Below are 24,488 nucleotides of genomic sequence, written 5' to 3' on the forward strand. Positions count from 1 at the left end.
TTAATAATGATTTACGGTATACTGTTCATTGTGCTTACAAAGCTTATCGTACTCGGAATGGGTTCCTATCCAGCAGACAAAGAGATGAACCTGGTTCTTTCCAAAAGCGTATTTGCAGATCATTCTGTAATTATTGCCGCCGATATCAAATACGACCCGGTTGGTGCCATTACCCAGCAAATCGGCTGCCCCAAATGTGTCTTTAATAGCTTCAGGCGTCTGCCAATCGGCAAACTTGACTAGGGTGAGCCAAACCTTAAACGAACTTTTACTACGAGCGTTCTTTTGGGTATAAGCCTCAATCGTTTCCTTTCTGATTAGATGGACTTTCATAAGCTACGGTAAAGATACGGAAAAAGTTCACAAAATGTGAACTTTCAAGATGCGTCCGTAAGAATATGTCTCAGTTGGGAGCATTTTTGTGAGAAAACGTCGTTTACCCTAGTTTGCTGAGTAATGCGTAGATTGGCTACTTCAACTAGCTCAATTTGCCAGTCCACTTCCTGATGACCAACCCACAAGTACTCAGCCGGTTCTATCTTACCCTGGTTCCTTTTTTAGCCGCTGCTGTGGCGTTAGCAATCGGCCACAGCAAACCTCAACTCTATCTACCCATCTGGCTAGCCCATGCCCTGCTGATGGCATTCGCCGTTTGGCGGTTAGGAAAGAACTGCTTCACCAATCCCGATCCTTTCCAAAGGCAACTGGGTCGTATTGCCCTGTTGGTCATCATTCCCTGGATCTTCTTTACTGTTTTTGCCGGTATGGGACCTCCGCCTACGTCCATACCCGACTGGGTCCAGACGGCTACCGAACAACAGATCCGCTATGCCCTGCTGATCGCGGGTGGAATGTCAATCACGGTTGGGTTGACCTTGCTGGCTAACAAACTCCGCCAAACTGGGGAGACGCACTACTGGTTACTTGGTTTATTGGCGTTGGGCATCGCCCTGCCTTTATATATTGCCAACATGGCCTACTGGGGTAGCTTTTTAGTCGAATCGTTCACCAACTTTTCGGCCGCATCGGTGGCCAAAAGGCCCGATTGGTACTTGTCCATGCGCGCGCTTTTTAGTTGGATCAGTAGCGTGGAGGTAGCACTTTTGTACTTAGCTTCGGCTGCTTTTGCAATAGGGCTACAAGCGGCTGGTTGGTTCAAAACCAGTCCTTGTCGGGTTTACATCCTCTTGAGCCTAGTGGGCGCTTTGTTGAGTGTACTGCCCACGTTTTCGATGGAACCATTAGTAATGGCGACCTACTTAGTATCGATTCCTGCTTTCCCCTTCATCATGCCCTATCTGATGGCCCTTAATTTGTTGAACTTAGCCAATCGCGATTTTACCACAACTCAATGAACACTCTCGTGTTTCACATGGGAGCGATTTGTGAGATGGTGAGGAGGACTTGCCTTGTGAGCCTGAGTTGTGATCGGCACTCAAAAGCTAGAGGAGTACTCCACATCCTGTGTCAATATCAACAGCAACCCAGTTAGCGTTTCTCCCACATCAGTTGTCCCATATTCAAGACCATCCCATGAGAAATACTGTTCGGCATGAATTCATAGCTAACGCTGTAGCCACCCTTGCTAGGACCGCTAAAGTGATAAGTGCCCCTCGCTTCTAAAGCCGATTCGGGTAAAACACCCGCCAGATAGCTAGAGTATAACTTTCCCTCTTTTAACCAGATCTGTAGACTATCAGTGCCCCCTACCAACCGATAGCTACCCGTAAACTGGGTCAGATCGCGCACCAGCTTGGGGCTAAAAATCGGTTCTACTAGCCCACTGATGTAGGCATTGATTCGTGAAAAATCAAAATCTGTCGTATTCGTCAAAATTACCCAGCCGACCTGTGAACCAGGATTCACGACCAGTTCACAACGGTAACCCAGCATGGCGCCCTCATGAATCAGATAGGGATAGGCGGGTTTCCAGCCAATGTTGAAGGCTTGCATCATCGCTTTATTCTTTGGCGAGAGCACTTGATCCGCTGTCCTAGAATTGGTTTGGAATTGAAAACTAATAAACTTAGCTAAGTCTCTGGCGCTGGCATAAAGCCCACCAGCAGGAACCGAGGAATTGGGCTTGAGGGGTGGGACCGGCCGATAATCGTGGGTAGCCTCGTCGTAGAAATAGCCTTTAGCGACCCCACGACGGTTGGGACTTTCCGGAAAAAAGGCACTGTTGGCCATCTGTAAGGGTTGACAGATACGCTTAATCACGTAGTCTGCGTAGTCCGTTTTAGCGGCACGTTCCAAAGCAATGCCCAGTAGTGAATAGCCCAAATTGGAATAGTGTCGATTGCCATAATTGAGCAGCTGATAATCAGGATACTCTTTAGTGACTGATGCCAACGATTGTAAAAATGCCTTCTTTGGAGCAGCCTCGATTACTTTTTCAAGGCTTCCGGCCAAAACCCACTGATCAATTTGTTTGGTAAAAGCCAGGTCCGCTGGCGAGTTGCGCGGTAAGCCCGAGGTATGGGTAGCCAGCTGAAACAGTGTCGTCGCTTCCTGGGTAGGGACTTGACCATCAACCTTGAATTCAGGTACGTACTTTTTAACCGGCTCATCCAGTCTGAGCTTGTGCTGCTGGATAAGCTGCATAAACATCGTTGCGGTAAACAGTTTGGTCAGCGACTGCAGCGAATATTGTGCGTCGAGACTAGCGGGTATCTGTTGGGCTAGGTCAAGATAGCCCATGGCTTCCCCGAAGATAATTTGATTTTGATGCACAATAGCCAGCACCATACTCGGGGAATGATAGCGGTTTTGAAACCCAGTCATTCCCTTTTTTAGGGCTGCAACGGTGGAGTCCGGTAAGGCTCCCACGGGTTGACAAAAGGCGGGTAGTAGAAGGGCCAAATTGGTCGCCAGCACAAGCAAAATCCGTATCACCATTAGCACAATAGCAGTTGGAAGATTGTATTTTCATCATTGAGTACCGAATAGCGTGCCAGTTATAAGTGACTGGTAAACAATGGGTAAGCATACTGAGGCTGTAGTATGCCGTGCGAAACCGCACGAATTGTTCGAAATCGAACCAGGCTAATCAACCTTGGCCGCCCCTTTTAATACCTCATTCTTCGTAGGGCAAAACGTTTCACTGATGCCGCAGACACTTAAAATGGCTAAGTTTCCAGAAGAAGCCACTTCCCGAAACAAGCCGTTAATCGTGAGTCATACTTTCGCAGCGAGTTGCTTTCCTGAGTATAGTCTAGCTCATTTGCTTTCAGCAAGCAACGTTGTACTGACAAGAGTGTCCTTATCGTGTATATGCTTTACTTATCCGTATGAGATTGGTCTACCTGATACTTTTAATTTTTTCAAGCCCTTCTACCCAAGCGCAAACCTCACCCCTGCGCCAACAGATTGATGCGTTGTTTGCTTCGCCTAAGCCCCAGGTGCTGCTGTTAGGGACGTTTCATTTTGCGGGCGAACAGGTCGATGCCAATACCACTCCGGCCCATCTGCGGGTGGATATACGAAGCCCAAACCGGCAGACACAACTGGAAGACTTAATCAACCGGATTGCCCGCTTTAAACCCACTAAGATTGCCATCGAGGCCTCCCCAAACGCTAAACAGTATATCGATTCCGTTTATGCTGCCTACCGAGCGGGAAAATTTCGGGGTGACAAACGCGTGAGCGAGGAGGATGAACTCTACCAATTGGTCTTCAGATTAGCGGACCGCTTAGGCCACCGTGAACTTTTTCCGGTCGATGCGCAGCCCTTTCGGATTCGCTTCAGTCCAGCCGATTCACTGACGATGTTCACCAAGTACGAACATCAGGCTGACTCTTCCTTTGCTTTTTGGGACCAGCAATACACCACCTATGTGAAGCTGCAAGACTCCTTAAAATACTACGCATCGGTAGTCGACTATCTGCGCTTTCTGAATACGGACGACACCCAGTCACGTAGCATCGGGCGGTGGCTAGTGACGACCAAACGGGGAACCAACCGAGAACCGATTGGGGCGGATGGCTTTATCTCTCGCTATTACAATCGAAACCTGCGTATCTACTCCAACATACAGCGGCTAATCTCCAGTCCGACCGACCGTATTCTGGTACTTTACGGCAATACCCACCTTTACATTCTGAAGCATTTATTCAAAGCTAGTCCTGAGTTTGAGCTGGCCGACACGATGGACTATTTGAACTAAGTAAGTCGTCAAATGGATAGCTTCTGTATAAGCTAAATCTTGATACCGGCCTCAAATACTTTTGAAATCAGCAAAGCATTACCTGAGCAACAGCCATCTGAATTTAAGAATTATAGGCAAAGGTGCTGAATGGTGGATAACTCATAATTAATGGTTTTCAGGCGCCAATTTGCTTCATGAACGCTTCTCTATAATACTCGCCAATGGGGATGGGTGTGGATTTGATGTAGACCCGGTTGCCTTCGATGTAATTGATCTTAGCGGTATTAATCAGAAAAGATCGATGGATGCGCAAGAACCCGGTGCCATTGAGCTTTTGCTCCAAAACGCTAAGAGGGATCGTCACCGGTAATACTCCCGTCTCGGACGTGATCTTTACCTGCTTACCAATCGCTTCTGCGAAGAGAAGGTCAGACTTTACAATTCGAAATAATTTGCCGTCGGCTTTTAAAAAAAGTGAAGTATCCGAATCAGTAACGTAGCTCGTTGAATGCTCTTCATTACGTTTTTCCGCAGTCTTATTTAGCATGGTAATAGCTTTATCAACCGCGACCATGAAGCGTGGCAACGGAATCGGTTTTAAGAGGTAGTCACAAGCCGCTAAATCAAAAGCATCTACTGCAAACTCCCGGTAAGCCGTCGTAAAAATTACCTGTGGTTTTTGGGCTAGTGTTCTCAGAAAAGATAAACCATCGAGTTCGGGCATGTCGATGTCCAGAAACAGCAGGTCAACTGGCGTTTCGGTCAGCACTGACTTGGCTTCAAAGGCGTTTTCGCAGTGACCAACGACACGAAGTACCGGTATATGGGCGCAGAAGGCAGCAATAATTCCCCTCGCTATGGGTTCATCATCGACAATGAGGCAAGTAAGGGTGTTCACGTCAGCTGGTTATTATTTTTAATCGGGCCGTAAAATAAGCGTTATCGTCTTCAAGCGTCAAGTTATGTGTATCGGGGTAGAGGAGTGCCAAGCGTTTCCGGGCATTTTGAAGCCCTACACCGCCCGATCTATCAGACTCATCATTTCGGGATGAGTGTTTATGTGAGTTTCTGACAAAGAGGTCTATGGCGCTGCCCTTGCTCGTTAATTGAATGTCAATTCTAACCGGCTGGCCAGTCGCATTCTTGGAATGCTTAAACGCGTTTTCGATAAAAGGCACCAGAAGCATTGGGGCTACCGGTAATTCTTTATCGATAGTATCGACCGAAACCGTCAACTGTAGCTTTTTGCCAATTCTAATGGATTCAAAGTCAATATAATTCAGCAGGTAGTCAACTTCCTGTCCCAACGGCACAAGTCGCTCATTTGACACATAGACCGAATATCGGAGCAGCGTCGAGAGCTTCACCAGGTAATTCGGCACTTGCTGATCTCCTTGGATTGCCAGGCCGTATATATTGTTGAGCGTATTAAATAAAAAATGGGGGCTCAACTGCGAAGTTAGCAAGTTCAGCTCGCTCTCTTTATGCAGCCGAAGTAAATTGGCTTCGGTAATTTGCTGCTTGATGACGGCTCTGGCAATTTTGGCCCCAGCCCCTAAAGTCATAAATAGGGCTGTGAACAACGGGATAGTCACGAAGAAATTCTCCGAGTGGTAGTGTGAAACAAAGATCCAGCCGTAAATACCCGCTGCTGAGAAGATACTAAAGAGCGTTGCGCTGGCAATCACTACGGCGAATAGTGTCCGTTTGACCAGCCAAATCCATCCCAGCCACCGGCCCGCATAAACACTGGCTAAAATGAAACAATAGATGAAAAGTGCTCTCGGCAGTAAGTCGATGGCGTACCGGCTTGATAAGACGATTAGCAGGAGAATAACCAGTAACGTAAGGGCAAAGAAAACGTGTACGTTGGTCCGCTTTTCTAACTGCTGTACAATCCAGGTTTCTGACAGATTCACCCTCAAAATTGGCTATAACTCTTTGCAAATGAAAGTGGCTCCAATCTTCTCCTAACGGTGAGAGTTGTTTATGCCCTAAAAACACGTTTCTGTACCTGGCCATCAGGTGTCTGTGCCTAAAATTTTGAGGACCAAGGCCTTCCGCTCAAGATTTGCGGTATGAAAAAGCTCCTCATTTTAGTTTTAGCCTTATTCTGTGGGCAGGTATGGGCCCAGAAAGTCAAACCGATCAGTTCCATTAAGGAACTGGTTGATTCAATTACCACTGTTGTTCAGCAAAAAAAGATTCCTGGGCTTATGCTGGGGATTACGGGTCGGGATTCAGTCCTGTACGCGGGCGGTATGGGTTATGCTGACCTTATTGCTCACCGTCGGGTCGATAAGCAAACCTTGTTCAGAATGGGGTCAATTACCAAAAGTATTGTCGCCCTAGCGATTATGAAGCTGACCGAAGAAGGGAAACTCAAGCTGACGGACAAACTTCGGGACCTAGCTCCTGAGATTCCTTTTCATAACCCTTGGGAAAGCACAGATCCTGTCCGGGTAGTCAACTTGCTGGACCATACAACCGGTTTTGATGATTTCAAGCTTAATCGAATGTACTCGCTTGCGCGTACTGATTTTGATACCAAGCAAATGATGCTCCTGCAAACCCCCTCAATGATTTGTCGGTGGAGACCCTCGGAGCGATTCAGCTACAACAATGTAAATTATGCCATTTTGGGGTATCTCATTGCAAAACGTACTGGTCTCAGTTATGACCGGTATTTGACAGAGGCTGTCATGCGCCCGTTGGGTATGGTCCACTCTAACTTCAATTTGTACAGCAAATACCCCTTGCGGGATGCGAAAGAATACACGATGCAGGACGGGAAGCTCCAACAGGTTCCTTCCGCTACGTTTCTAATCGGCCCGGCTGGGGCATTGTGGGCTGATTCCGAAGACATGGTCCGGTTAGTTCAATGCTTTCTGGGGAATACGCATGGCGTTATCAAGCAATCATCCATCGAAAAAATGGAACAATCGCAAAGTTCGTTGTCATCCAGAGCTGGTATTTTAGGTGGCTATGGCGCTGGTATTGAGAATTTTGACGGTTTTCGGGGACACAGTGGGATGTTGGGGACGTTCAGATCGTGTTACCGATACAACCGAGAACTGGGGCTGGGTTTTGTAGTCTGTTCAAACGGCAATGGGCTGGCATCAATCGAGAATTTAATCACTGCGTTTTTGTCACAGGGCCAATCGCCAAAAAAAGGAAAGACTACCACGCTTGACAAAAAGGCCATCGCGCCTTATTTAGGCTACTACCAGGTAGAAAATCCGCGCTTCAAACTATTGGGTTTTATCGACAGGCTGCTCTTGCTGAAGGTCGAACAGCGTAACGATAGGCTACAATTTAATATGCTTGTGAAGAAATTCAAGGTCCTGCCCACCGGACAATTGACCTTCACCAATAGCGCTTTAAACACACCGAACATTGCTTTTTTTAGAAACAAAAACAAGCGGGTATTAGTCATGAATGGCCGTTACTGTGAGCAAGTGTCAGGAGCCTGGGCGCTGATCAGCCGATCTATCTTGTTAATCTCCTGTTTGCTGGTTACGCTTTCCTTCATTCCTGCCTTTGTGACCTGTGTAAGGAAACGAAAGTACAGCCGTCAGGAGCGACTGATGAGTGGTTTGCCCGTCTTAGCAACCGTATGCCTGGCTATGGCTATGCTGGCTTTCGGGACGGTCTATAGCAGTTCGCATCTGTTATATAAGCTTGCTACTGTGACGACCTCGTCTGTGTTGATATTTGCCGGAACACTATTTTTTGGCCTGCTATCCGTTGTCAACTTTGTGTATAGCCTATCTTATTTTAACGCGTCTCGAAACCGGTTTCTTTCTTGGTATCTACTGGCAACAGCGTTATCACTTATGATCATTACCGTTTTCCTACTAAGCAACGGGTGGTTAGGGCTTAGAACATGGGCCCTGTAGTTTAAAGTCGCCTGGCTATGGATGATTAAAACAAAGATCGAAACTGCATCTATAGCTTAGTGGTGCCAAAAGTACTAGTCGAAAATTCAAGTTAGCGACCCTCTAAGGCAGTAAAACTTAAGTCATAGTTATATAACTAATAATTTAGTTATATATTTGCTCAATCCAATATGTGGTGGTTCAATCAACTATGTCATGAGAACAGTACTAAGTTCAAGCGGCCCGGCTTGTTTGTCTATTTTACTCCTTTTCTATCTTGCCAATGATGGACTAGCTCAGCAGCGTGCACCGATGAGCCTGTCGGGTGTAGTAATGAATGAAGCAAAAATTCCACTGCCTTTTGTGGCCATTATACTCAAAGCCAAAGCTGACTCAGCGATTATCAAGACGACAGTCAGTGAGCTGGACGGTACGTTCAAACTAGTAGGTGTATCAGCAGGGACATTCATTCTCGAAACGAGTATGCTTGGTTACGAATCGATCCGAAAAGAGATTGACGTTGGACAGGCCGGTGGTAACCTACCGGTGGGAACACTCCAACTGACTCCATTGGCAAAAATGTTATCCGCCGTTACGGTTTCGGGCCAAAAACCATTTATCGAACGGCGCGCGGACAAACTAGTCGTTAACCTTACCGATCAACTAACTGGCGGATCGTCGCTGATGGATGTGATGGATCGCCTGCCGGGTGTGCAGGTAAACTTGGATAACCAAATTAGTTTAAATGGGCGTAACGTACAGGTTTACATCGATGGCAAGGCTACCCCACTATCGGCCGATGCCCTGGCGGGTCTGTTACGAGGCATGTCTTCGACATCCATTGAAAAAATTGAATTGATTGTCCGCCCTTCGTCTAAATACGACGCATCTGCGAATGGCGGTGTAATTAATATCGTCCGAAAACGGGGCACTCGAGAGGGGCTTAGAGGTAATCTGTACGGGGGGGGTGGCATTGGACGTTACCCAAAAGCCAACGGCGGATTTAATCTGAACCTTAAAACGGGCAAGTATAATTTGCTCATCAATACCGATTACAATGTCAATATGTACTACGTTGACAATTCTATTCAGTCAATCCCTGTTAAGCCGCTGAACTCCTCTGCTGGTGCTACTGAATCAACAATCAGGAGCATTCGGCAAACCAATAACATAACCCCCAATCTAGGGCTTGATTACTACCTGACCAAAAAAACGACGCTTTCCCTGGCCGTAACCAATGCACTACAACTGTTCAGAAAGACAGCCTATTCCCAGATCCGGAGAATCGAAGAGCCAATGGCTAAAGAAAATTCCGACAATCAGGTAAAAACGACAACGAACACGTTTTCATCGGGCTTCCATTTGCTTCACCAGTTGGATACGCTTGGCAAGGAACTGACCGTTGACGTGGATTACTACCGAAACACGAGTAATTCGAATCAGTATACTACTGAACGGTTTTTTGATCAGCCTTTTGATACGATAAGGCGTACATTCTTCGATCAAAGCAACGCGTTCGATGTCTATTCGGCTAAGGCTGATCTGGCCGTTCCCTTCAAAAACAAAGTGCAGTTGGAAACGGGTTTCAAGTCCAGCTATGTGGCGACAAATAACCGAAATGTACTTTATGATGGCGAGAGTGTAGCCCTCGTGCGAAACGATTCCCAGGAAGACACCTATCAGTATTCGGAAACCATTCATGCGCTGTACACGACGTTTCGTCAGGAACGAAAAAAACTATCGTATCAGCTCGGGCTTCGTGCTGAAATGACCCATAACCGGGGCCGGCAACTCCAGGCTAACCAGTCTTTCGGGCAACAGTATGTACAGCTTTTCCCGACAGTCTTTCTTGATTACAAAATCAACGACAAGCATGGTTTTATGGTCAGCGTGGACAAAAAGATCAACCGACCGACCTATGAGAATATGAATCCGCTGCTGCGGATTGTTAATGCCAATAACTTCGTACAGGGCAATCCAGCTCTGCGCCCCGTGTCGTCGTACACCGGTTCGGCTACCTATGCCTATCGTAACGCTCTCTTTGTCACGGCTGGCTACAGCGTTGACGTTGGCGACTTCACGTACGTAGCGTTTCAAAATCTAACTAGAGACAGTACGACGATTCGACCCATCAATAACCGTTATACCCAGACCTATAGCCTGCTTACTGCTTACAACAGTCAGATCAAACCGTGGTGGTATACGAGCACCAGTATCAATCTGCGGAAATTAGCGTATCAGTTGGTCAGGGATGAACCGAAAGTAGTAGGCATTGGTACCGTTAATATTGATACCTACAATAGCTTCTCGATTACCAAACAGCTTTCCTGGCTTGTTCTTTTTCGGTACCGGGGAAAGGCCCAGGAACGTAACATCACAACCGATGCGTATTTCACCTTGACGACGGGTTTACGACAAACCCTGTTTGGCAAACGGGCCACTGTTTCGCTGAATGTGACTGATGTGTTTCACACCTACAAAAGCCGGTATATCCAGGAATCGATTTTACTGCGTCAGCGCTGGGACAACCAATACGAGACAACAACCGTTAGACTAAATGTCATCTATAACTTCGGTGGCCAGGTGGCCAAAATAAAAACCAGCTCTGCGGCTAACGATGAAAAGCGTCGGAGTGACACCAAAGAAAACTGATCGTTTAGGCTTACAGTCGACAGAAGCCACTAGCGAAGCCGGCTAAAATTATAGATAAGTCCGGCCAAAACACGTTGTTGGCAATTTTGCCCGTTGCCGTTCTTCTGGAGGCAGGTTCACCAGCGTCGGCAAACTAATTCCTCTATCAGCAAACGCCCTATGTTAACCGAACAGCCTATTGTCCTAGAGAGTGAATCAGTGTTTAACCACTCAATATGTTTCTGGTGCTTTCTCTTAAACGACTGTTTTTCTTAAGTAACAGTAGACCAAGCTAAATGGAAAGTTTTCTTGGGTCGTTAGGCACAACCGCTTTATTTCGCTGTTCCAAGCAAACAGCCTTCGATGCGTACCTGCCTCCTTGTGACACTCGCTCTGTTACTTTATGTAAATGAAACCAGCATAGCCCAGCCAGCGCCTGTTGGGCTGGACCATCAACAATTTGTCCCACGCACTTACGTGGAGGTGGGCGATACACTACGCTACCGCCTGTTATACCCACTCGACTATAATGCCCGTAAGAAATACCCGCTCCTTATCTATCTGCACGGCAATGGGGAGCGGGGCAATGACAACCAAAGACCACTGTTGCGGGTGCCGGCTGCGCTGACCAGTGACACGGGTCGCCAACGCTATTCCTGCTTTATGTTGGTTCCCCAATGCCCTACCCAGCAAGTATGGGTTGACTTTCCCAACTTTCCTAGGAGTCTACGCACGTCGGATCAGCCAACTCGGCCCGCTCAGCTAACCTTGTCGCTGATTGATGAATTGATTGATCAGCTAGCCATCGATACCGACCGAGTGTACATCACTGGTTATTCGAGTGGGGGAGAAGGTAGTCTTGATCTGCTGACGCGTCGGCCGACGCTGTTTACGGCGGCCATCCCCGTGTGCTCCGTTGCCGACACGGCTCGGGCAAAATCGATTCAGGCAATCCCGGTGTGGCTGTTTCACGGCTCGGCCGACAGCGTCAACCGAGCGGAATATTCCCGGCTGATGGTTGCGGCCCTACGCCAGCACGGGGGTAGTCCCCGCTATACTGAATATCGCGGAGCTGGCCACAACATTGTCCAGCAGACCTACGCCGAGGGCGGTCTTTTCGAGTGGCTGTTTAGTCAGAAGAAGCGCTAGCATACCTGTTTTATGGCTGGTTCAAGCCGTCCGGTTCGGTGAGGAAACGCAAGTTATCCAGCACGGAAATCAATGGAAAAGAACGGTCTGAGGAGATAATCTGGGATGGTTGACAGACTTTTCATGCTAATCCTGCAAAAAGCTTATCGCCAAGCGCACACACGCTATCTTTTTGAGTGAGTTACCCTACCTTAGCCCCTTTGAACATAATGGCTTTTCGGCAACATTAAACTCGCTCGCTACTGATGACTGAAACCCAAATGCTGGTTAACCAAACAGCCAATGCCTATCAATGGATTAATAAGCTGGTGGAGACCGTGCCGCGTGACAAGTGGACTATTATTCCACCGACCCTAGAATCCAGTATCGATTGGCAACTGGGCCATTTGCTAATCAGTCATTACTTCCATTCTATTCTGGTTATTCGGGGCCACCAAATGGACATTCTCCAGCAGCTTCCCATTCGGCAATACAGTGAGTGGTTCACCGTTGCTGCCCCTTCTTTATCAGTAGGCAAAGTAGATTCCGCTAAACTGACAGCGGATTTGCTCCTCATGCAGCAAAAGTCATTGGCTATTTTGGCGACGGTGCAGGCTTCGGAACTCGATGATCCGTTAGAGCCAACCCCGACCGCTCACCCCATTGCCACTACAAAAGGAGAGGCTATTGATTGGAACATCCAGCACACCATGTACCACTGTGGCCAGCTTGGACTCATTAAGCGCGTAGTAGATAAGCGTCACGATTTTGGCCTACGATTGCGTTAGATTGCCCGCGACACGAACGCTCCCTCGTCTCAAGGGGGAGCGATTTGTGAGACAGTGATTTTTTCAATACCCGTCAACGCCGGTCAGTAGCATACGTCTCCTTAGAAACTACTTGATTTTAACACCCTTATATTCGTAAAAGTCAGAGTCTGGACCACTACTCATCAGTAGCTCTCCGCCGTCAGTTTGGATTGACTGGCCTTGGCGAAAACTTAAAACAGTAGCCGACCCCCCATACGCATGGCCAATTGCATCCAACGATTTGAGTGCCGGTATTTGAACACCTTTTTTACTTTTAATTAGTAGTTCGGTAGTCCCCTGTTTGGAAATCTCTAATGTATCAACATAAGAGGAAGAGACTTGCTGAGTAGTATAATTCTTAAGTTTGACCTCACACACGTAGACACCGATCCGTTGATCGCGTACGTCAACGCCAGAATCAGCAACTACATCGGCTTGTTGACAAGAGGAGTTGATCATCATTACGAAGCCAGCTAAAACGAGCAGGATTTTCATGGCTGATTTAATTTAAGGGAGTATAACATCCTTAACTGCGCAGATCTTTTTGTGTCGTATAAGTGGCGCTCTGTTAACTAAAGTACAAGACACAAGGTTAACTACTTATTAATAAGCAGATTCATAAGACTCTATTCGCTTCTTGTCTCAGGTAGGAGCCTTTTTTGATACGAGTAACTAACCATTTGTATCTATCGCACAGCTAATATTGGAATACATTAATTCCAACTAATAGAGTAAAAGAACGGTTGCCAGCACTTACTTTCAACAAAGGATTTGGTAATTTTCTAATCTACTTACTCTACTAGCTATGGACCTACTTGAAGTACTCGCCAAATGGCTTTTTTGGCTCTTTGATGGAATCGGTGTCAACTTTATTCTAAAGAAAATTGCCAAAGCATTCGACAAAAAGAATGAAGACAGCCCAAATTCAAACAGCAATTCGCTAATCAGCCCAAAGATACCACAGTTGTAATTTATCGTTCTGTTCAAGGATACATAATCATGATCTAGCTTTCGTACTATTCTTAAGTACGAAAGTCGGTACTCTTTTGACCTTTCCACCCCTAAAAGCATAATAATAGTGCTTTTGTAATGGCTTTATTTTCGTACTTCCTAGGCAAATACGAAAAGTGGGTAGTTTCCTTCATCTCACATAGGAGCCTTTTATGGGACAATTGTTTTTTTACCGATTGCCGATGCTAGGTAGTCGCCTACGGTCACTTACTACCAGACTCGTATGCCCAATGATTTCCTAATTTCATTGTGGAAATGTTCATGATTAGTCGAATTGGTGTTACTCAGGCTCACAATCGTAAGATCCTCCTCTTGCAGATGGGATAATAAGGCATTCGCGCCAGCGATGCGTCCGGGTCGTTCGGCTACGGTATAGGTCTTACCATCAACCGTATACTATCTAACCCACAACCCATACCCATAACTATCGAGTTTCGGGGAGGCCGTTAAGAGCAAGGCCAAAGTAGCTGGTTTCAACAGCTTATTGGCAAACAGGGCATTCGCAAACGTCAATACATCGTTCACCGTTGAATACATCGCTCCGGCGGTGAAAAAGTTTTCGATATAATAGGGTATATCATTATAGAGCTGATTGGTTTTAGGGTTTAGCGAATAGGTGCTGGCTAACTGTTTAATGACTCGCTGATCGATCAAAATTCCGGTTTCTTTCAACTGAAGTGGGATAAAAATTCGCTCGGCTAATACTTCGGAATAAGATTGATGACAAACGTGCTCAATAATCTTTCCCAGCATTAGGAAGTCTCCGTTGTTATATTCAAAGTGAGTACCTGGGCTAAATTTTAATGGATTGTTATAATATTTCAAGAGTAACTCGTCAGTGGTGTAGGGATTTTGTATGTTCTCAATCCCCCGGTTCTCAATGTTGTCGATACCGTAGGTGTGATTCAGCAGATGGTGGACCTTAATCTGGAATGACTTTTCATCCGTCAGGCTAGGCAAATAGGTATGGATTGGCTGGTTTAAGTCTAGTTTGCCCTCTTGATAGAGTTGCATGACGATAACCGAAGTGAACAGCTTAGTGATGGAAGCGATCTTAAACGCAGTATGTTGGTGAATAGGAATGTCAAATGAGCGATTTGCTAGGCCAAATGAGTTCTGATAAATAAGTCTTCCTTTCCATTGCACCATTAAGGTGCCGCTGAATTGATGCTCTTTTACATAAGCCTGTACTAAGCTATCTACGGAGTTGACTTGGGCAAACAGACTGAGCTGGCCTATCAACAAGAAAGGAATTACAACTAAAAATTTTCGAAAGACATGCATAAGTATAAAAGATCAATAGTCGAGCGAGTATATGCATAGCATGGTAGTATGTTATACATATTAGTAAGAGCGGTATTTTTTTAGTGTCAAAGGGTGATCGAGCTGAAGAATTTACAATAAGACGTTGAAGGGTATATTAGGTGCTTTAGTTGACTGGGGTGCTAACGGTTGGGAGGAAGTAAAGAGGTAGGAGGTTATTTATCTTGTTAAACGCCCCATTTATGACTCATATTCTTGGCGAATCTTCCCTCGTCTCAATTGGGAGGGGTATTATGAGAACTTATAATTCACGATGATATCATCATTTTGAAGCTGAACAATGAGCAGGCGACAGCTGGTTTAGCAAGGCCAAATATGACTTCGTTTAACATACTTTAACCCCGATTACATCGCATTAATAAGTCACGGTTCATAAGTTTGGGGCTATAGCCAAACTCCAGCCTATGCGGTATCTTTTCGTCTTACTCCTGCTATCATCATCCGCACTCGCTCAGCCCATCACCCAGGCCCAGACCTTAGCGGCCATTGGTAAAGTTTGGGGGTTTCTCAAATACTATCACCCACAGCTAGCGACTGATAAAGTTGATTGGGACGGCCAACTCGTTCGACTCATTGAGGAAGCCCCTACCATCCAGTCTAAGGCTGACTTGTCCGCCCGACTCCTAAGCTTGATCGGCCAACTAGGCCCGGTTAAACCTTGTTTACGTTGTGCACAGCCCGACTCCGCGAGCTTTAGCCGAAACCTAGACTTAAGCTGGCTGGCCGATTCGTCCCTGTTTAATCCAGCGCTTAGCCGGCAGTTGACCTTTATTGCCGCTAATCGAAACCAGCGGACTAATCAGTATGTACGCTGGGACCCTTTTCGCAACCGATTAACCTTTTCTGAAGCCGAGTATACCGCCATGGCCTTGCCTAGTGCATCCTACCGGCTGTTGGGACTGTTTCGCTACTGGAACATCATTGAATATTTCCATCCCGCCAAATACGCCATGACTCAACCTTGGTCGCAGGTGTTGCCCCAGTTCATCCCCCGCTTCCAACAAGCGATCGACACGCTACGATATCAACGCGTCTTGCAGCAGCTTATTAGTGCGACCCACGACGGTCATGCCGAGTTGGTCATCCCCCCAGCGTATCGACTTTCCTGGACCAAACCGGCCCTGTTTCCCCCCTTTGATTATCGGTTGTTGACTGACTCGCTATTAGTGACGGGGTACCTCCATGACTCGCTCAGCCAACTCGATGATATTCGCCGGGGGGATCGCCTGATTCGCATCGGTGATCACTCGATTACTGAACTCATCGATGATCAAGCGCCGGATTATTCGGGCTCGAATCGCTCGGCGCTGATTCGTCAGCTGTTGCCGGTTCTGCTCACCGGCTCACAGCCCGTGGTCCAGATTGATCTGATCCGCGATGGCCAACGCGTTCAAAAAACGATGCATCGGTATCACTTCGAGCGGTTTGGCTATCGCCCCCCGTTGCCTGTCCCAACCAAAACCGTGCCCCCAACCATTGGCTACGTTGACTTGGGTACGCTTTCTGTGGGCGAAGTAAAGCAGGTCATGGAGCAGTACCGAAATCGACAAGGCATTATTTTTGATGTGCGGTCTTACCCCAAAGGGACCTTTCAGCGAATTTGTGAGTATTTAAATCCGGCCCCCAAGGGGTTTGCGCGTTATACCAAACCCGATCTATCGTCTCCCGGACGGTTTATCTGGAGTGAGGTGCAGTACGTAGGGCGAAAAAACCCGGATTACTACCGGGGCAAAGTCGCCATTCTCTGTAACAGCCGAACCCAAAGTGCAGGGGAATCGACGTGCATGGCGCTGCGGACAGCGCCCCAGGCCAAGATTATTGGCACACCCTCCGCTGGGGCCAACGGTGATGTGAGCTATGTGACGTTTCCGGGTGGGTATCAAACCCGCTTTAGTGGGCGGGGTGTTTACACGCTGGATAGGCAGTTAATTCTGGGGCCCGGCGTTCCCATTGATATAGACGCAACCCCCAGTGCTGCTGACTATTTATCAGGCACAGATCGCGCCTTACAAGCGGCCATCGACTGGATCAGTCAGTAGCCGGGTGATTGTAATGGCGGCATTGATCCAGTCGAGGGGAGTTTGCATACGGCAATCTGTCATACTCGGCTGTCTCGAACAGGAGCGTTTTTTAATGTACGTCTAGTAATTCGCCACCGTGGCTCAGGTAGTAGCCTACCTTTTCCAAAAACTACAATGGCTAGCCTTGTCTTCATCAGATACCAGCCACTATCCGTTTCCTGTTCGAGTGGGCTCCAGTGCACTAGATCTGTCGTTGGCTAGCCGTTAGCTAGTAATTACTACGCGTGACACGTTCCTTTGCTTGCCATTCACAGTCCTGCCTAGCTGGCGTTGCAACGAAAGAACCGAATCGGTGTCTTTACCTAAATGAATCGATTTACTCACCACTGTTTCAACTGTATGATCAAATTGATAGGGATCGCTCTGTGCTTTGTTTGCTTAACTTCTTTCGCCCAGCAAAACCCATCCATAACCAATCAAAAACCTATCTCGTTTGATGGCAGAGGGGAACTTAACTATGACTTGCCCCTCAAGCAAAACAACGTCTACCGGATAAAGGTCTATCAGGAAGATATAGATGTTGAAGTCAACCTTTACGATACTAGTCGTCAGAAAGTCTGCTCAACAGACCTGGCTGATGGCAACAAGGGGTATGACCAGTTGGAATATGTTGCCCAACAAAGTGGGCTTTACAGGCTAAACATCAAATCAGTTTCACCAAAACCTGTCCCCACTGGACTTATCAAAATAGAGGTGACCACCTTGAGTGAAGCCCAGATCAGGCGACGACAACAAATTGCTCAAGAGCTCGCCGTTGAAAATACAAAAGCAGTCACCACAATCGATGTTCAGCATTTCTGGGAGGCTTATGACAGGCTAAAACAATGCAGAACCTATGTCGACAGTGTAGAGGTCATTCAAGCCCATTATCTGGACCGGGCAACGAACGGATTGAAAGAATTTCAGCGGGTGAGGTATTTGGCGGCTGAGTTTTATATTGAGAGGATAAAGAAGTACCGGAGGTTCTACGCGAGTGTACGGGAAAATACAATGCTTTTTTTAAATCCCGCAGAGCTATCGGCAGTCATTGCCAAAACACGTTCTTTATATGAGAAGGGAACACCAGCCAAGATTGCTATTACTATTGGCCCCATGTCCTCGGGTGGAACCTTATCGAATCAGTACGTGCTGATTGGCCTTGAAATGCTGGCTGGTGACAAAAACTGTGATGTTTCCGAGATCACAAACGAGAACCTGAAAAGTGATATTCTGGTGCGCTCTGGTCAACGGGATGTGCTGAATTTTGTCAAAGAAACCATCGCTCATGAGTATATCCATACCCAACAGAAAGCAATTAGTAAGGACGCTTGCCAGTGTGTTTTACTCGAACAAGTCCTTAAAGAAGGAGTAGCCAGCTTTATGGCGGAATCATTAGTCATGGAGCGGACTCAGGAAATAACGAGTCGAGCGGCAGTCTATGCCACAAAAAACGAAAAGCAACTATGGCAGGCAATAAAAAACGAACTATGCAGTACAAGTGTAAAAAATTGGTTATTCAATGCAGCCACCAGCAAAGAACGGCCTGGTGATCTGGGCTATCGAATGGGCTACAAGATCGCGCAGGCCTACTACAACCAATCGGTAGATAAAAATGCAGCTATCAGGGAGATGATCGAACTGGACAATGCTTTGATGTTCCTCGATAAAAGCGGGTATGATCGAAAGTTCCGGTAGCCAAAATAGTCCCGTTTTGATCAATGGGGCTCCGCTATATCAGACAATACTCATTAGTGAAGAATTATGGGATGGGGTGGACTAATTGGGTAAGTCATAGCATGCTCAATCTTTTTTATGGCTGGTCAATAAGCAACCGGTTTAACGACTCAATTGGCCCTCGACAGCATCGGTATACCGTCTTATCGAAGCAAAAGGATATCTCTTTTTGTCCCAAGCGGCAGGATTTATGGAGATGAGGGCAAAGAAAGCTGAAAAGAATTTTTGCCGTATATTGTGTTAGCTGCGTGATTTATCCTTACTCTGTTCAATCCTCATGACAATCATTGATGACCATCAACTATGCTCAGCAACTGCCCGGTGAAACCCTAAACGATTTCGTCTTTGCTTTTTGGAAGACCCACAACAACACCGACACCGATTGCCATTATACAATACTGCCTGATGCGGGTATTGAATTAATTGTCTCCCTTCAGCCGCAACGACAAAATCAAATAGACCTGTTTGGTCTATCCACTCATATACTTGACATCACCATCCCAAAGAGGGGTGTCTTGTTTGGTGTTCGCTTTAAACTCTTAGCGGCTGAATACTTACTAAAAACTACTTTACCAACCAATTCCATCCAGAAACCGCCAGCAACTTTGGGGGGGATGGAGTTACAGGCAGAAACGCCGTTGGATAGATTTGCCGATTTGTTGAGTGAACGGCTAGAGCACCAACTCAATTGGTCAATTGTAGACCCAAGAAAACAGAAGCTGTCAGAACTCGTATATACCTCCAAAGGAGCCGTTTCGGTCCACGATTTAGCCCGTCAAACCGGTTGGGCCGCTCGCCAAATCAACCGGTATTTCAACGCTACCTTTGGCTTACCACTAAAGGGTTATTTGGAACAACTTCAGTTTTTTTCCTCCTTACCCCAGATCAGTCAGGGTCAGTTTTATCCCCAAGCGTACTACTATGATCAGTCGCATTTCATCCGACAAACCAAAAAGCATACGGGTCGTACGCCCAAACAACTCTATCAGCAACGGGCTATCCGATTTGTTCAAGTAGGCCACTACACCAAGGACTAAGTTGGCTGATCACTCAAATGAGGCAGGAATGACACTAATTTCGATGAGTAAAGAGTCGAAGTGGAAATAAAAACCAAACGTGTTTCGTATGCTTTTAGGCTCACTCTGAAATACGACATTTTCGGCCTTTAGCTTCTCATACATTGCGATGACCGTTTCTTTATCGGGCTGATAAAAGCCAATGTGGAAATTTTCAGGATAGTGAACGGTGTGTTCTTTATTGAGTCTTGATGACCAGAGTACTAAAGCAAATTCATCGGTATTGGTTAAGACCGCAATGGCATCTTTGCGATTCTGAATGCAGTTAAAACCTAAGTGCTTTTCAAACAAGTTGATTGCCGCAGGAATGTCCGTGAGGACGATGTTGATATGGTTGAGTTTCATGTGATTTGTCTGTAAATGATGCCACAAAATTGGGCTTTGTACATCCTTACCAATTGGACAAATCGGACATTTTGATGAGGTCATTAATACTCCCGAATAACAGGTACGCCAATCTCGCTTTGTCTCAGGTGGGAGCGATTTGTGAGCTAAGTAGTGTTTTATTTCTCCTCGTCTGTATCGTCCTGAATCCCTCTATTATTACGCCAATAGGCACTTTTCGGAAACAAAGAACGGCATCAGGATAGCTCACTCTATTCCCTACAGCTTAACAAGCTCTACTCTTTAGTCCTAAAATCAACTAGGTAAGGCTTCAGTCGATCGCCATGCTCATTCCGGAAACTTGGACCCATCAACAACTGATAACGCTGATTGGGCGTCACCTCAAGTTCGAAGCAGAAAGACATCCTATCGTCCGAAAAGCCCAGTATCTTTTTTACTTTAGGCATGCTGGCCATCTTCAAATCCCCTTTACCAAAACCGTAGTAGCGGGTGTCCATCTGCTGGGAGAAGTGGAGAGTAATCACCGGCCTACTCATACTGACTACTTGCGAGCCATTCTCAAAGGGGGCCATGCCAATTACGCTGGGTCGGTAGTCGTTGAAATTCCAGACCGACGGCTGACTATTTTCGGCAAGGGTTCCTGTTAACAGATCCACCTCGATATAACTATCGCTGAAAACCCTCTGTGTCGCCTTCACATAGTCCGAGGCCTTCGCTTGGTAGGGGTTGCGCACGAATGTTTGGGGGTTGCGCGCAAATAAAGGAAAGGCCGTACTTTGAACCTGAATCATGATCCGATGGCCTTTTTTAAAGGTATGTAACACATCCTGCAACGGAAAGCGAACGGCTGTTTTCTGACCAGGACGAAGTGGCTGGGGGGTTTCAAAGCTATTGCGAAACCGGGCGGGCATCATTTCCGAACGAACCATCTGCCAGTAATTGCTCAGGGTGACGTTTTTGTTGGGCATATAGGCATGATTCGGTTCATCCAGGGGATAAACGTCGATCAGCTTGACAAAAAAATCAGCATCCGTACCCGTACTGGCGATGTTGAGAGACGCCCTAATCTCACCTCCCAGGGTTACATCATCCGCTAAAACTCCAGTTTGAAATAGCAGTACGTCGGGTCGACGGCCAGCAAAACGCTGATCTTCGCTCATGTAGCTGAAGGGCGTAAAGTTCATCGTCGACGTTAAATCCTCGGTGTGGGGAACGGGCTTGAGGGGATCGCTGAGGTAAGACAGAGACTGAATCTTTTGGGGTGGTTGCCCATCCAACCTACCCGATGCATTTAGGTAAAGTCTTTGCTTGTGAATACTGGCCGCAGGCCATTGATCAAACCGACTCCATTTTTTCAGCCCCGTATCGAACATATACGCTTCGGGCAAACCCGTAGTCGTACCTATGCCTTTTAAAAAATGGCGAAAAAATTTGGCTTCAATCTGGTTCATATAGAAGCTGGCCAGGCTATCGCCAAAATAAAGGTTACTGTGCAAGGTATGGCCCGTCTCATGGGCCCATCCCCCGTGCCCAAACGGCCCCATGACTAGCGTATTGTAGGTACCGGGGCTCTTCTTCTCAATCGTCTTGTAGAGATTCAAGGGCCCCGACAGGTCTTCGGCATCAAACCAACCGCCTACGGTCATGACGGCTGTTTTCAGGTTAGGCTGGTAGTGCTGAAGGATGGCTCTCTTTTTCCAGAAGTCGTCATAATTGGGGTGGTTCACCATTTGCTGCCACAAGACGTTGTCTTTGTAGTAGGTGTCAGCAAACGTCAGCGGACCTTGATCGAGGTAGAGTTGGTAGCCATCCCGGACCACTTTAGCCGTGTTGACCGGCTGACTATCGTACCAAGCCAGGGTGGTGGTGTCTTTCTTTGGAACGCCAAACCAGGGAAAGAGTAAAAAATAACTCTGCAAGAAGGCCCCATTATGGTGAAAGTCATCGAAAAAGAAGTCCGAAATGGGTGCTTGCGGGCTGGATGCTTTCAGGGCAGGATGGTTGCTTAGCAAACCGGCTGCGGTATAAAAGCCGGGGTAGGACATGCCCCATTGGCCTACATGGCCATTGTTGTTGGGTACATTCCTGACTAACCAATCAATGGTGTCGAATGTATCGGAGCTTTCGTCTACGTCAGCACTGCTCTTGTGAACGGTTATGGGCGTCAGATTCGTGAACTGTCCTTCACTTTTGTAGCGACCCCGGACATCTTGATAAACAAAAATATAACCCTCCTGCATCATGGTCGTCGATGGGCCTAATCGTTGGGGATAATTATGCCTTCCGTATGGAGCAATGCTGTAGCAGGTCCGCTGTAATAGGATTGGATAGGGCCGGGCTAGCGTTGCTTGTTTTGGGGTGTAAATAGCGGTAAATAGCTTCACGCCATCCCGCATGGTAATGTAGGTTTCGGCTTTGATGTAGTTTTCCTTAACGTCATAGGTTGGCTGCGCGCTTAGATGGTGCCGGCCAAGGAGGAGCCCAACCATGAGCAATTGAGTAACCGTGAGCTTCATAACTGATTCATCTGGAGTCTATCGGGTTAGCAACTAGTAGTGATCTACGGTTAGTTGCTCCAACCAAAGAGTAGGTAATAGCTAGCTGCGCTGCATCCGTAGCGAATATTTGCAGGCTATAAGGTGCTTCTAAGCCAAGAATTATAGCGTTATGGTCATATAACTGTGTCACTTGTCCGTATTTTAAAACGCCCCAATTATAGATATCCTCATGTCTTAGGTGGGAGCGATTTGTGAGAATCTATGAGTTCTTCGCCGATCAGCTATCCTGTCTACTAGCATACGCCCGTATACTAGTAGACAAAAAACAGAAATAGAAAGCCCTTTTTTGGCCTTCTGCGCAAATCATCAAATCTGCCTTTGAAACGCTTTTTTGTAGTGTGGGGCAAACTTCTTCTCTTGTTTCAGCGCAAAATTGACCAGCAGAATCAGGGCCGGGACTTCGATCAACGGGCCGATGACAGCGGCAAAGGCCGCACCGGAATTGATGCCGAAAACGGCGATGGCCACGGCAATTCCCAGCTCGAAATTATTGCCCGCTGCGGTGAAGGCCAACGATGTAGATTTGGTGTAATCCGCACCAGCCCGTTTCGACAGATAGAAGGCCGAAAAAAACATGATCGCAAAATAGATCGTCAGCGGAATGGCGATGCGCACCACATCGAGCGGGATGGAGACAATCAACTGCCCTTTGAGGCTGAACATAACCACGATGGTAAATAACAGCGCAACGAGCGTTATAGGGCTGATGGCTGGCAAATAACGTTCCTCGTACCAATGGCGGCTGAAAACCCGAGTGAGGATGATCCGGGAAAACAATCCGGCCAGAAACGGCACACCCAGATAGATGAAAACACTCTTGGCCACTTCGTTAATCGTAATGTTGACCGTATAGCCTTTCAGCCCAAACAAAGGCGGTAGCACGCTGATAAAAACGTACGCATAGACTGAATAGAACAGCACTTGAAAAATGCTGTTGAAGGCAACCAGGCCAGCGGCATAAAGACGGTCGCCTTTGGCCAGCTCATTCCAGACGATGACCATTGCAATGCAGCGGGCAATGCCGATCATGATTAAGCCGGTCATGTATTCGGGTTTATCAGGCAAAAAAAGCACGGCTAATCCGAACATCAACAGCGGACCGACGATCCAGTTTTGCATCAGCGACAGGGCCAATATTTTGGTGTTGGCAAACACCTTCGGTAATTCTTCGTAACGCACCTTTGCTAGTGGTGGGTACATCATCAACACCAAGCCAATGGCCAGAGGTAGGTTCGTCGTACCGGAATTAAAGCCGTTGATGAAGGTTTGCGACTGCGGAAAGAAATGCCCGATGCCGACGCCGATCAGCATGGCCAAGAAAATCCACAGCGTGAGAAAGCGGTCCAGAAACGAGAGTCTAGGCATGGGTGGCTTGGCTCGTTACGTTCTCCTCAATGAATTGCTGGCTGTAGGCTTTGATTTCATCGCGGACTACGCGGAACTGCGCCAACTTATCACCATCAGGGGCGTGTGATGGGTCGGTGAAGCGGTGATGCACCTTCTTGGCCGTAGATGGAAAATAGGGACATTGTTCGCGGGCATTGTCGCAAACGGTAATCACATAATCGAGTGGCAGGCTGGTATATTCGTCAGCATGGTTCGAAGTATGGTGGGATATATCAATGCCATCTTCGGCCATGACCAGAATCGCCAACGGATTGACCCCGTGGGGAGCAACACCCGCGCTATAGACCTGAGCGCGGTCGCCCGCGAAATACTGCAAATAGCCCTCGGCCATCTGTGAACGGGCGGAATTACCCGTGCAAAGCACTAGAATATTTTTCATG

20 protein-coding genes are annotated in these 24,488 nt (G+C 47.1%); 10 read left to right on the top strand and 10 right to left on the bottom strand.

Translation table 11 applies throughout. The features are described 5' to 3' along the window. Positions 1–333 carry a type II toxin-antitoxin system HigB family toxin gene (locus LQ777_RS28850; protein WP_232563921.1) on the bottom strand — a complete coding sequence of 111 codons (333 nt, stop codon included), beginning with the start codon at positions 331–333 and terminating at the stop codon, positions 1–3. A gap of 173 nt (positions 334–506) precedes the next feature. Between LQ777_RS28850 and LQ777_RS28855 the strand changes: the two genes are divergently transcribed. After that, a complete protein-coding gene (locus LQ777_RS28855) occupies positions 507–1,355 on the top strand; it encodes a hypothetical protein (RefSeq protein ID WP_232563922.1) in 849 nt (282 codons plus the stop codon). A gap of 133 nt (positions 1,356–1,488) precedes the next feature. Here the strand turns inward: LQ777_RS28855 and LQ777_RS28860 are convergent, their stop codons facing one another. Next, a complete protein-coding gene (locus LQ777_RS28860; protein ID WP_232563923.1) occupies positions 1,489–2,829 on the bottom strand; it encodes a serine hydrolase domain-containing protein in 1,341 nt (446 codons plus the stop codon). A 461-nt stretch (positions 2,830–3,290) separates the two neighbouring features. On the opposite strand from LQ777_RS28860, the gene LQ777_RS28865 reads away from it, so the two are divergent. Continuing rightward, on the top strand, positions 3,291–4,166 hold the full coding sequence (locus LQ777_RS28865) for a DUF5694 domain-containing protein (RefSeq protein ID WP_232563924.1): 876 nt from the start codon (positions 3,291–3,293) through the stop codon (positions 4,164–4,166). Positions 4,167–4,323: 157 nt separating this feature from the next. Here LQ777_RS28865 and LQ777_RS28870 read toward each other — a convergent pair whose 3' ends face one another. Together LQ777_RS28870 and LQ777_RS28875 are read right to left on the bottom strand one after the other, a co-directional pair. Then, positions 4,324–5,046, bottom strand: a complete 723-nt coding sequence (locus LQ777_RS28870; RefSeq protein WP_232563925.1) for a LytR/AlgR family response regulator transcription factor — start codon at positions 5,044–5,046, stop codon at positions 4,324–4,326. A 1-nt stretch (position 5,047) separates the two neighbouring features. Further along, a complete protein-coding gene (locus tag LQ777_RS28875; protein WP_232563926.1) occupies positions 5,048–6,067 on the bottom strand; it encodes a sensor histidine kinase in 1,020 nt (339 codons plus the stop codon). A gap of 159 nt (positions 6,068–6,226) precedes the next feature. Here LQ777_RS28875 and LQ777_RS28880 point away from each other — a divergent pair, with 159 nt between their 5' ends. The 4 genes from LQ777_RS28880 (at position 6,227) to LQ777_RS28895 (ending at position 12,573) form a co-directional block, all read left to right on the top strand. Further along, positions 6,227–8,047, top strand: coding sequence for a serine hydrolase domain-containing protein (locus LQ777_RS28880; protein ID WP_232563927.1), 1,821 nt, complete (start codon positions 6,227–6,229; stop codon positions 8,045–8,047). Between the two features lie 195 nt (positions 8,048–8,242). After that, positions 8,243–10,678, top strand: a complete 2,436-nt coding sequence (locus LQ777_RS28885) for an outer membrane beta-barrel family protein (protein ID WP_232563928.1) — start codon at positions 8,243–8,245, stop codon at positions 10,676–10,678. Positions 10,679–11,020: 342 nt separating this feature from the next. Further along, positions 11,021–11,806, top strand: a complete 786-nt coding sequence (locus tag LQ777_RS28890; RefSeq protein WP_232563929.1) for a carboxylesterase family protein — start codon at positions 11,021–11,023, stop codon at positions 11,804–11,806. 245 nt (positions 11,807–12,051) lie between these two features. Continuing rightward, on the top strand, positions 12,052–12,573 hold the full coding sequence (locus tag LQ777_RS28895; protein ID WP_232563930.1) for a DinB family protein: 522 nt from the start codon (positions 12,052–12,054) through the stop codon (positions 12,571–12,573). Positions 12,574–12,681: 108 nt separating this feature from the next. On the opposite strand, the gene LQ777_RS28900 is transcribed toward LQ777_RS28895, so the two are convergent. Next, on the bottom strand, positions 12,682–13,089 hold the full coding sequence (locus tag LQ777_RS28900) for a hypothetical protein (protein WP_232563931.1): 408 nt from the start codon (positions 13,087–13,089) through the stop codon (positions 12,682–12,684). Between the two features lie 310 nt (positions 13,090–13,399). On the opposite strand from LQ777_RS28900, the gene LQ777_RS28905 reads away from it, so the two are divergent. After that, positions 13,400–13,564 carry a hypothetical protein gene (locus tag LQ777_RS28905; protein WP_232563932.1) on the top strand — a complete coding sequence of 55 codons (165 nt, stop codon included), beginning with the start codon at positions 13,400–13,402 and terminating at the stop codon, positions 13,562–13,564. 437 nt (positions 13,565–14,001) lie between these two features. Here the strand turns inward: LQ777_RS28905 and LQ777_RS28910 are convergent, their stop codons facing one another. After that, positions 14,002–14,889, bottom strand: a complete 888-nt coding sequence (locus tag LQ777_RS28910; RefSeq protein ID WP_232563933.1) for a serine hydrolase domain-containing protein — start codon at positions 14,887–14,889, stop codon at positions 14,002–14,004. Between the two features lie 443 nt (positions 14,890–15,332). Between LQ777_RS28910 and LQ777_RS28915 the strand changes: the two genes are divergently transcribed. The 3 genes from LQ777_RS28915 to LQ777_RS28925 all read left to right on the top strand — a co-directional run bounded on the left by LQ777_RS28915 (position 15,333) and on the right by LQ777_RS28925 (position 19,759). Beyond that, positions 15,333–16,967: a S41 family peptidase gene (locus LQ777_RS28915; RefSeq protein WP_232563934.1), complete on the top strand. Its 1,635-nt coding sequence runs from the start codon at positions 15,333–15,335 to the stop codon at positions 16,965–16,967. Between the two features lie 381 nt (positions 16,968–17,348). Next, complete coding sequence (locus LQ777_RS28920) at positions 17,349–18,683, top strand: DUF2268 domain-containing putative Zn-dependent protease (RefSeq protein ID WP_232563935.1); 1,335 nt, start codon at positions 17,349–17,351, stop codon at positions 18,681–18,683. Between the two features lie 329 nt (positions 18,684–19,012). Next, positions 19,013–19,759, top strand: coding sequence for a helix-turn-helix domain-containing protein (locus LQ777_RS28925; RefSeq protein ID WP_232563936.1), 747 nt, complete (start codon positions 19,013–19,015; stop codon positions 19,757–19,759). A 9-nt stretch (positions 19,760–19,768) separates the two neighbouring features. Here LQ777_RS28925 and LQ777_RS28930 read toward each other — a convergent pair whose 3' ends face one another. The 4 genes from LQ777_RS28930 to LQ777_RS28945 all read right to left on the bottom strand — a co-directional run bounded on the left by LQ777_RS28930 (position 19,769) and on the right by LQ777_RS28945 (position 24,487). Further along, a complete protein-coding gene (locus LQ777_RS28930) occupies positions 19,769–20,143 on the bottom strand; it encodes a VOC family protein (protein WP_232563937.1) in 375 nt (124 codons plus the stop codon). A gap of 275 nt (positions 20,144–20,418) precedes the next feature. Then, entirely contained in the window at positions 20,419–22,659 is a 2,241-nt protein-coding gene (locus tag LQ777_RS28935; RefSeq protein WP_341871395.1) for a CocE/NonD family hydrolase, read from the bottom strand. Positions 22,660–23,007: 348 nt separating this feature from the next. Further along, on the bottom strand, positions 23,008–24,066 hold the full coding sequence (gene arsB / locus LQ777_RS28940; RefSeq protein WP_232563938.1) for an ACR3 family arsenite efflux transporter: 1,059 nt from the start codon (positions 24,064–24,066) through the stop codon (positions 23,008–23,010). Further along, the gene (locus LQ777_RS28945) at positions 24,059–24,487 is read right to left on the bottom strand and encodes an arsenate reductase ArsC (protein WP_232563939.1); all 429 of its coding nucleotides are present in this window, start codon (positions 24,485–24,487) and stop codon (positions 24,059–24,061) included. Before LQ777_RS28945 ends, arsB begins: the two co-directional genes overlap by 8 nt. Position 24,488 lies beyond the last annotated feature (1 nt).

The sequence above is a fragment of the Spirosoma oryzicola genome (assembly GCF_021233055.1).
Classification (GTDB): domain Bacteria; phylum Bacteroidota; class Bacteroidia; order Cytophagales; family Spirosomataceae; genus Spirosoma; species Spirosoma oryzicola.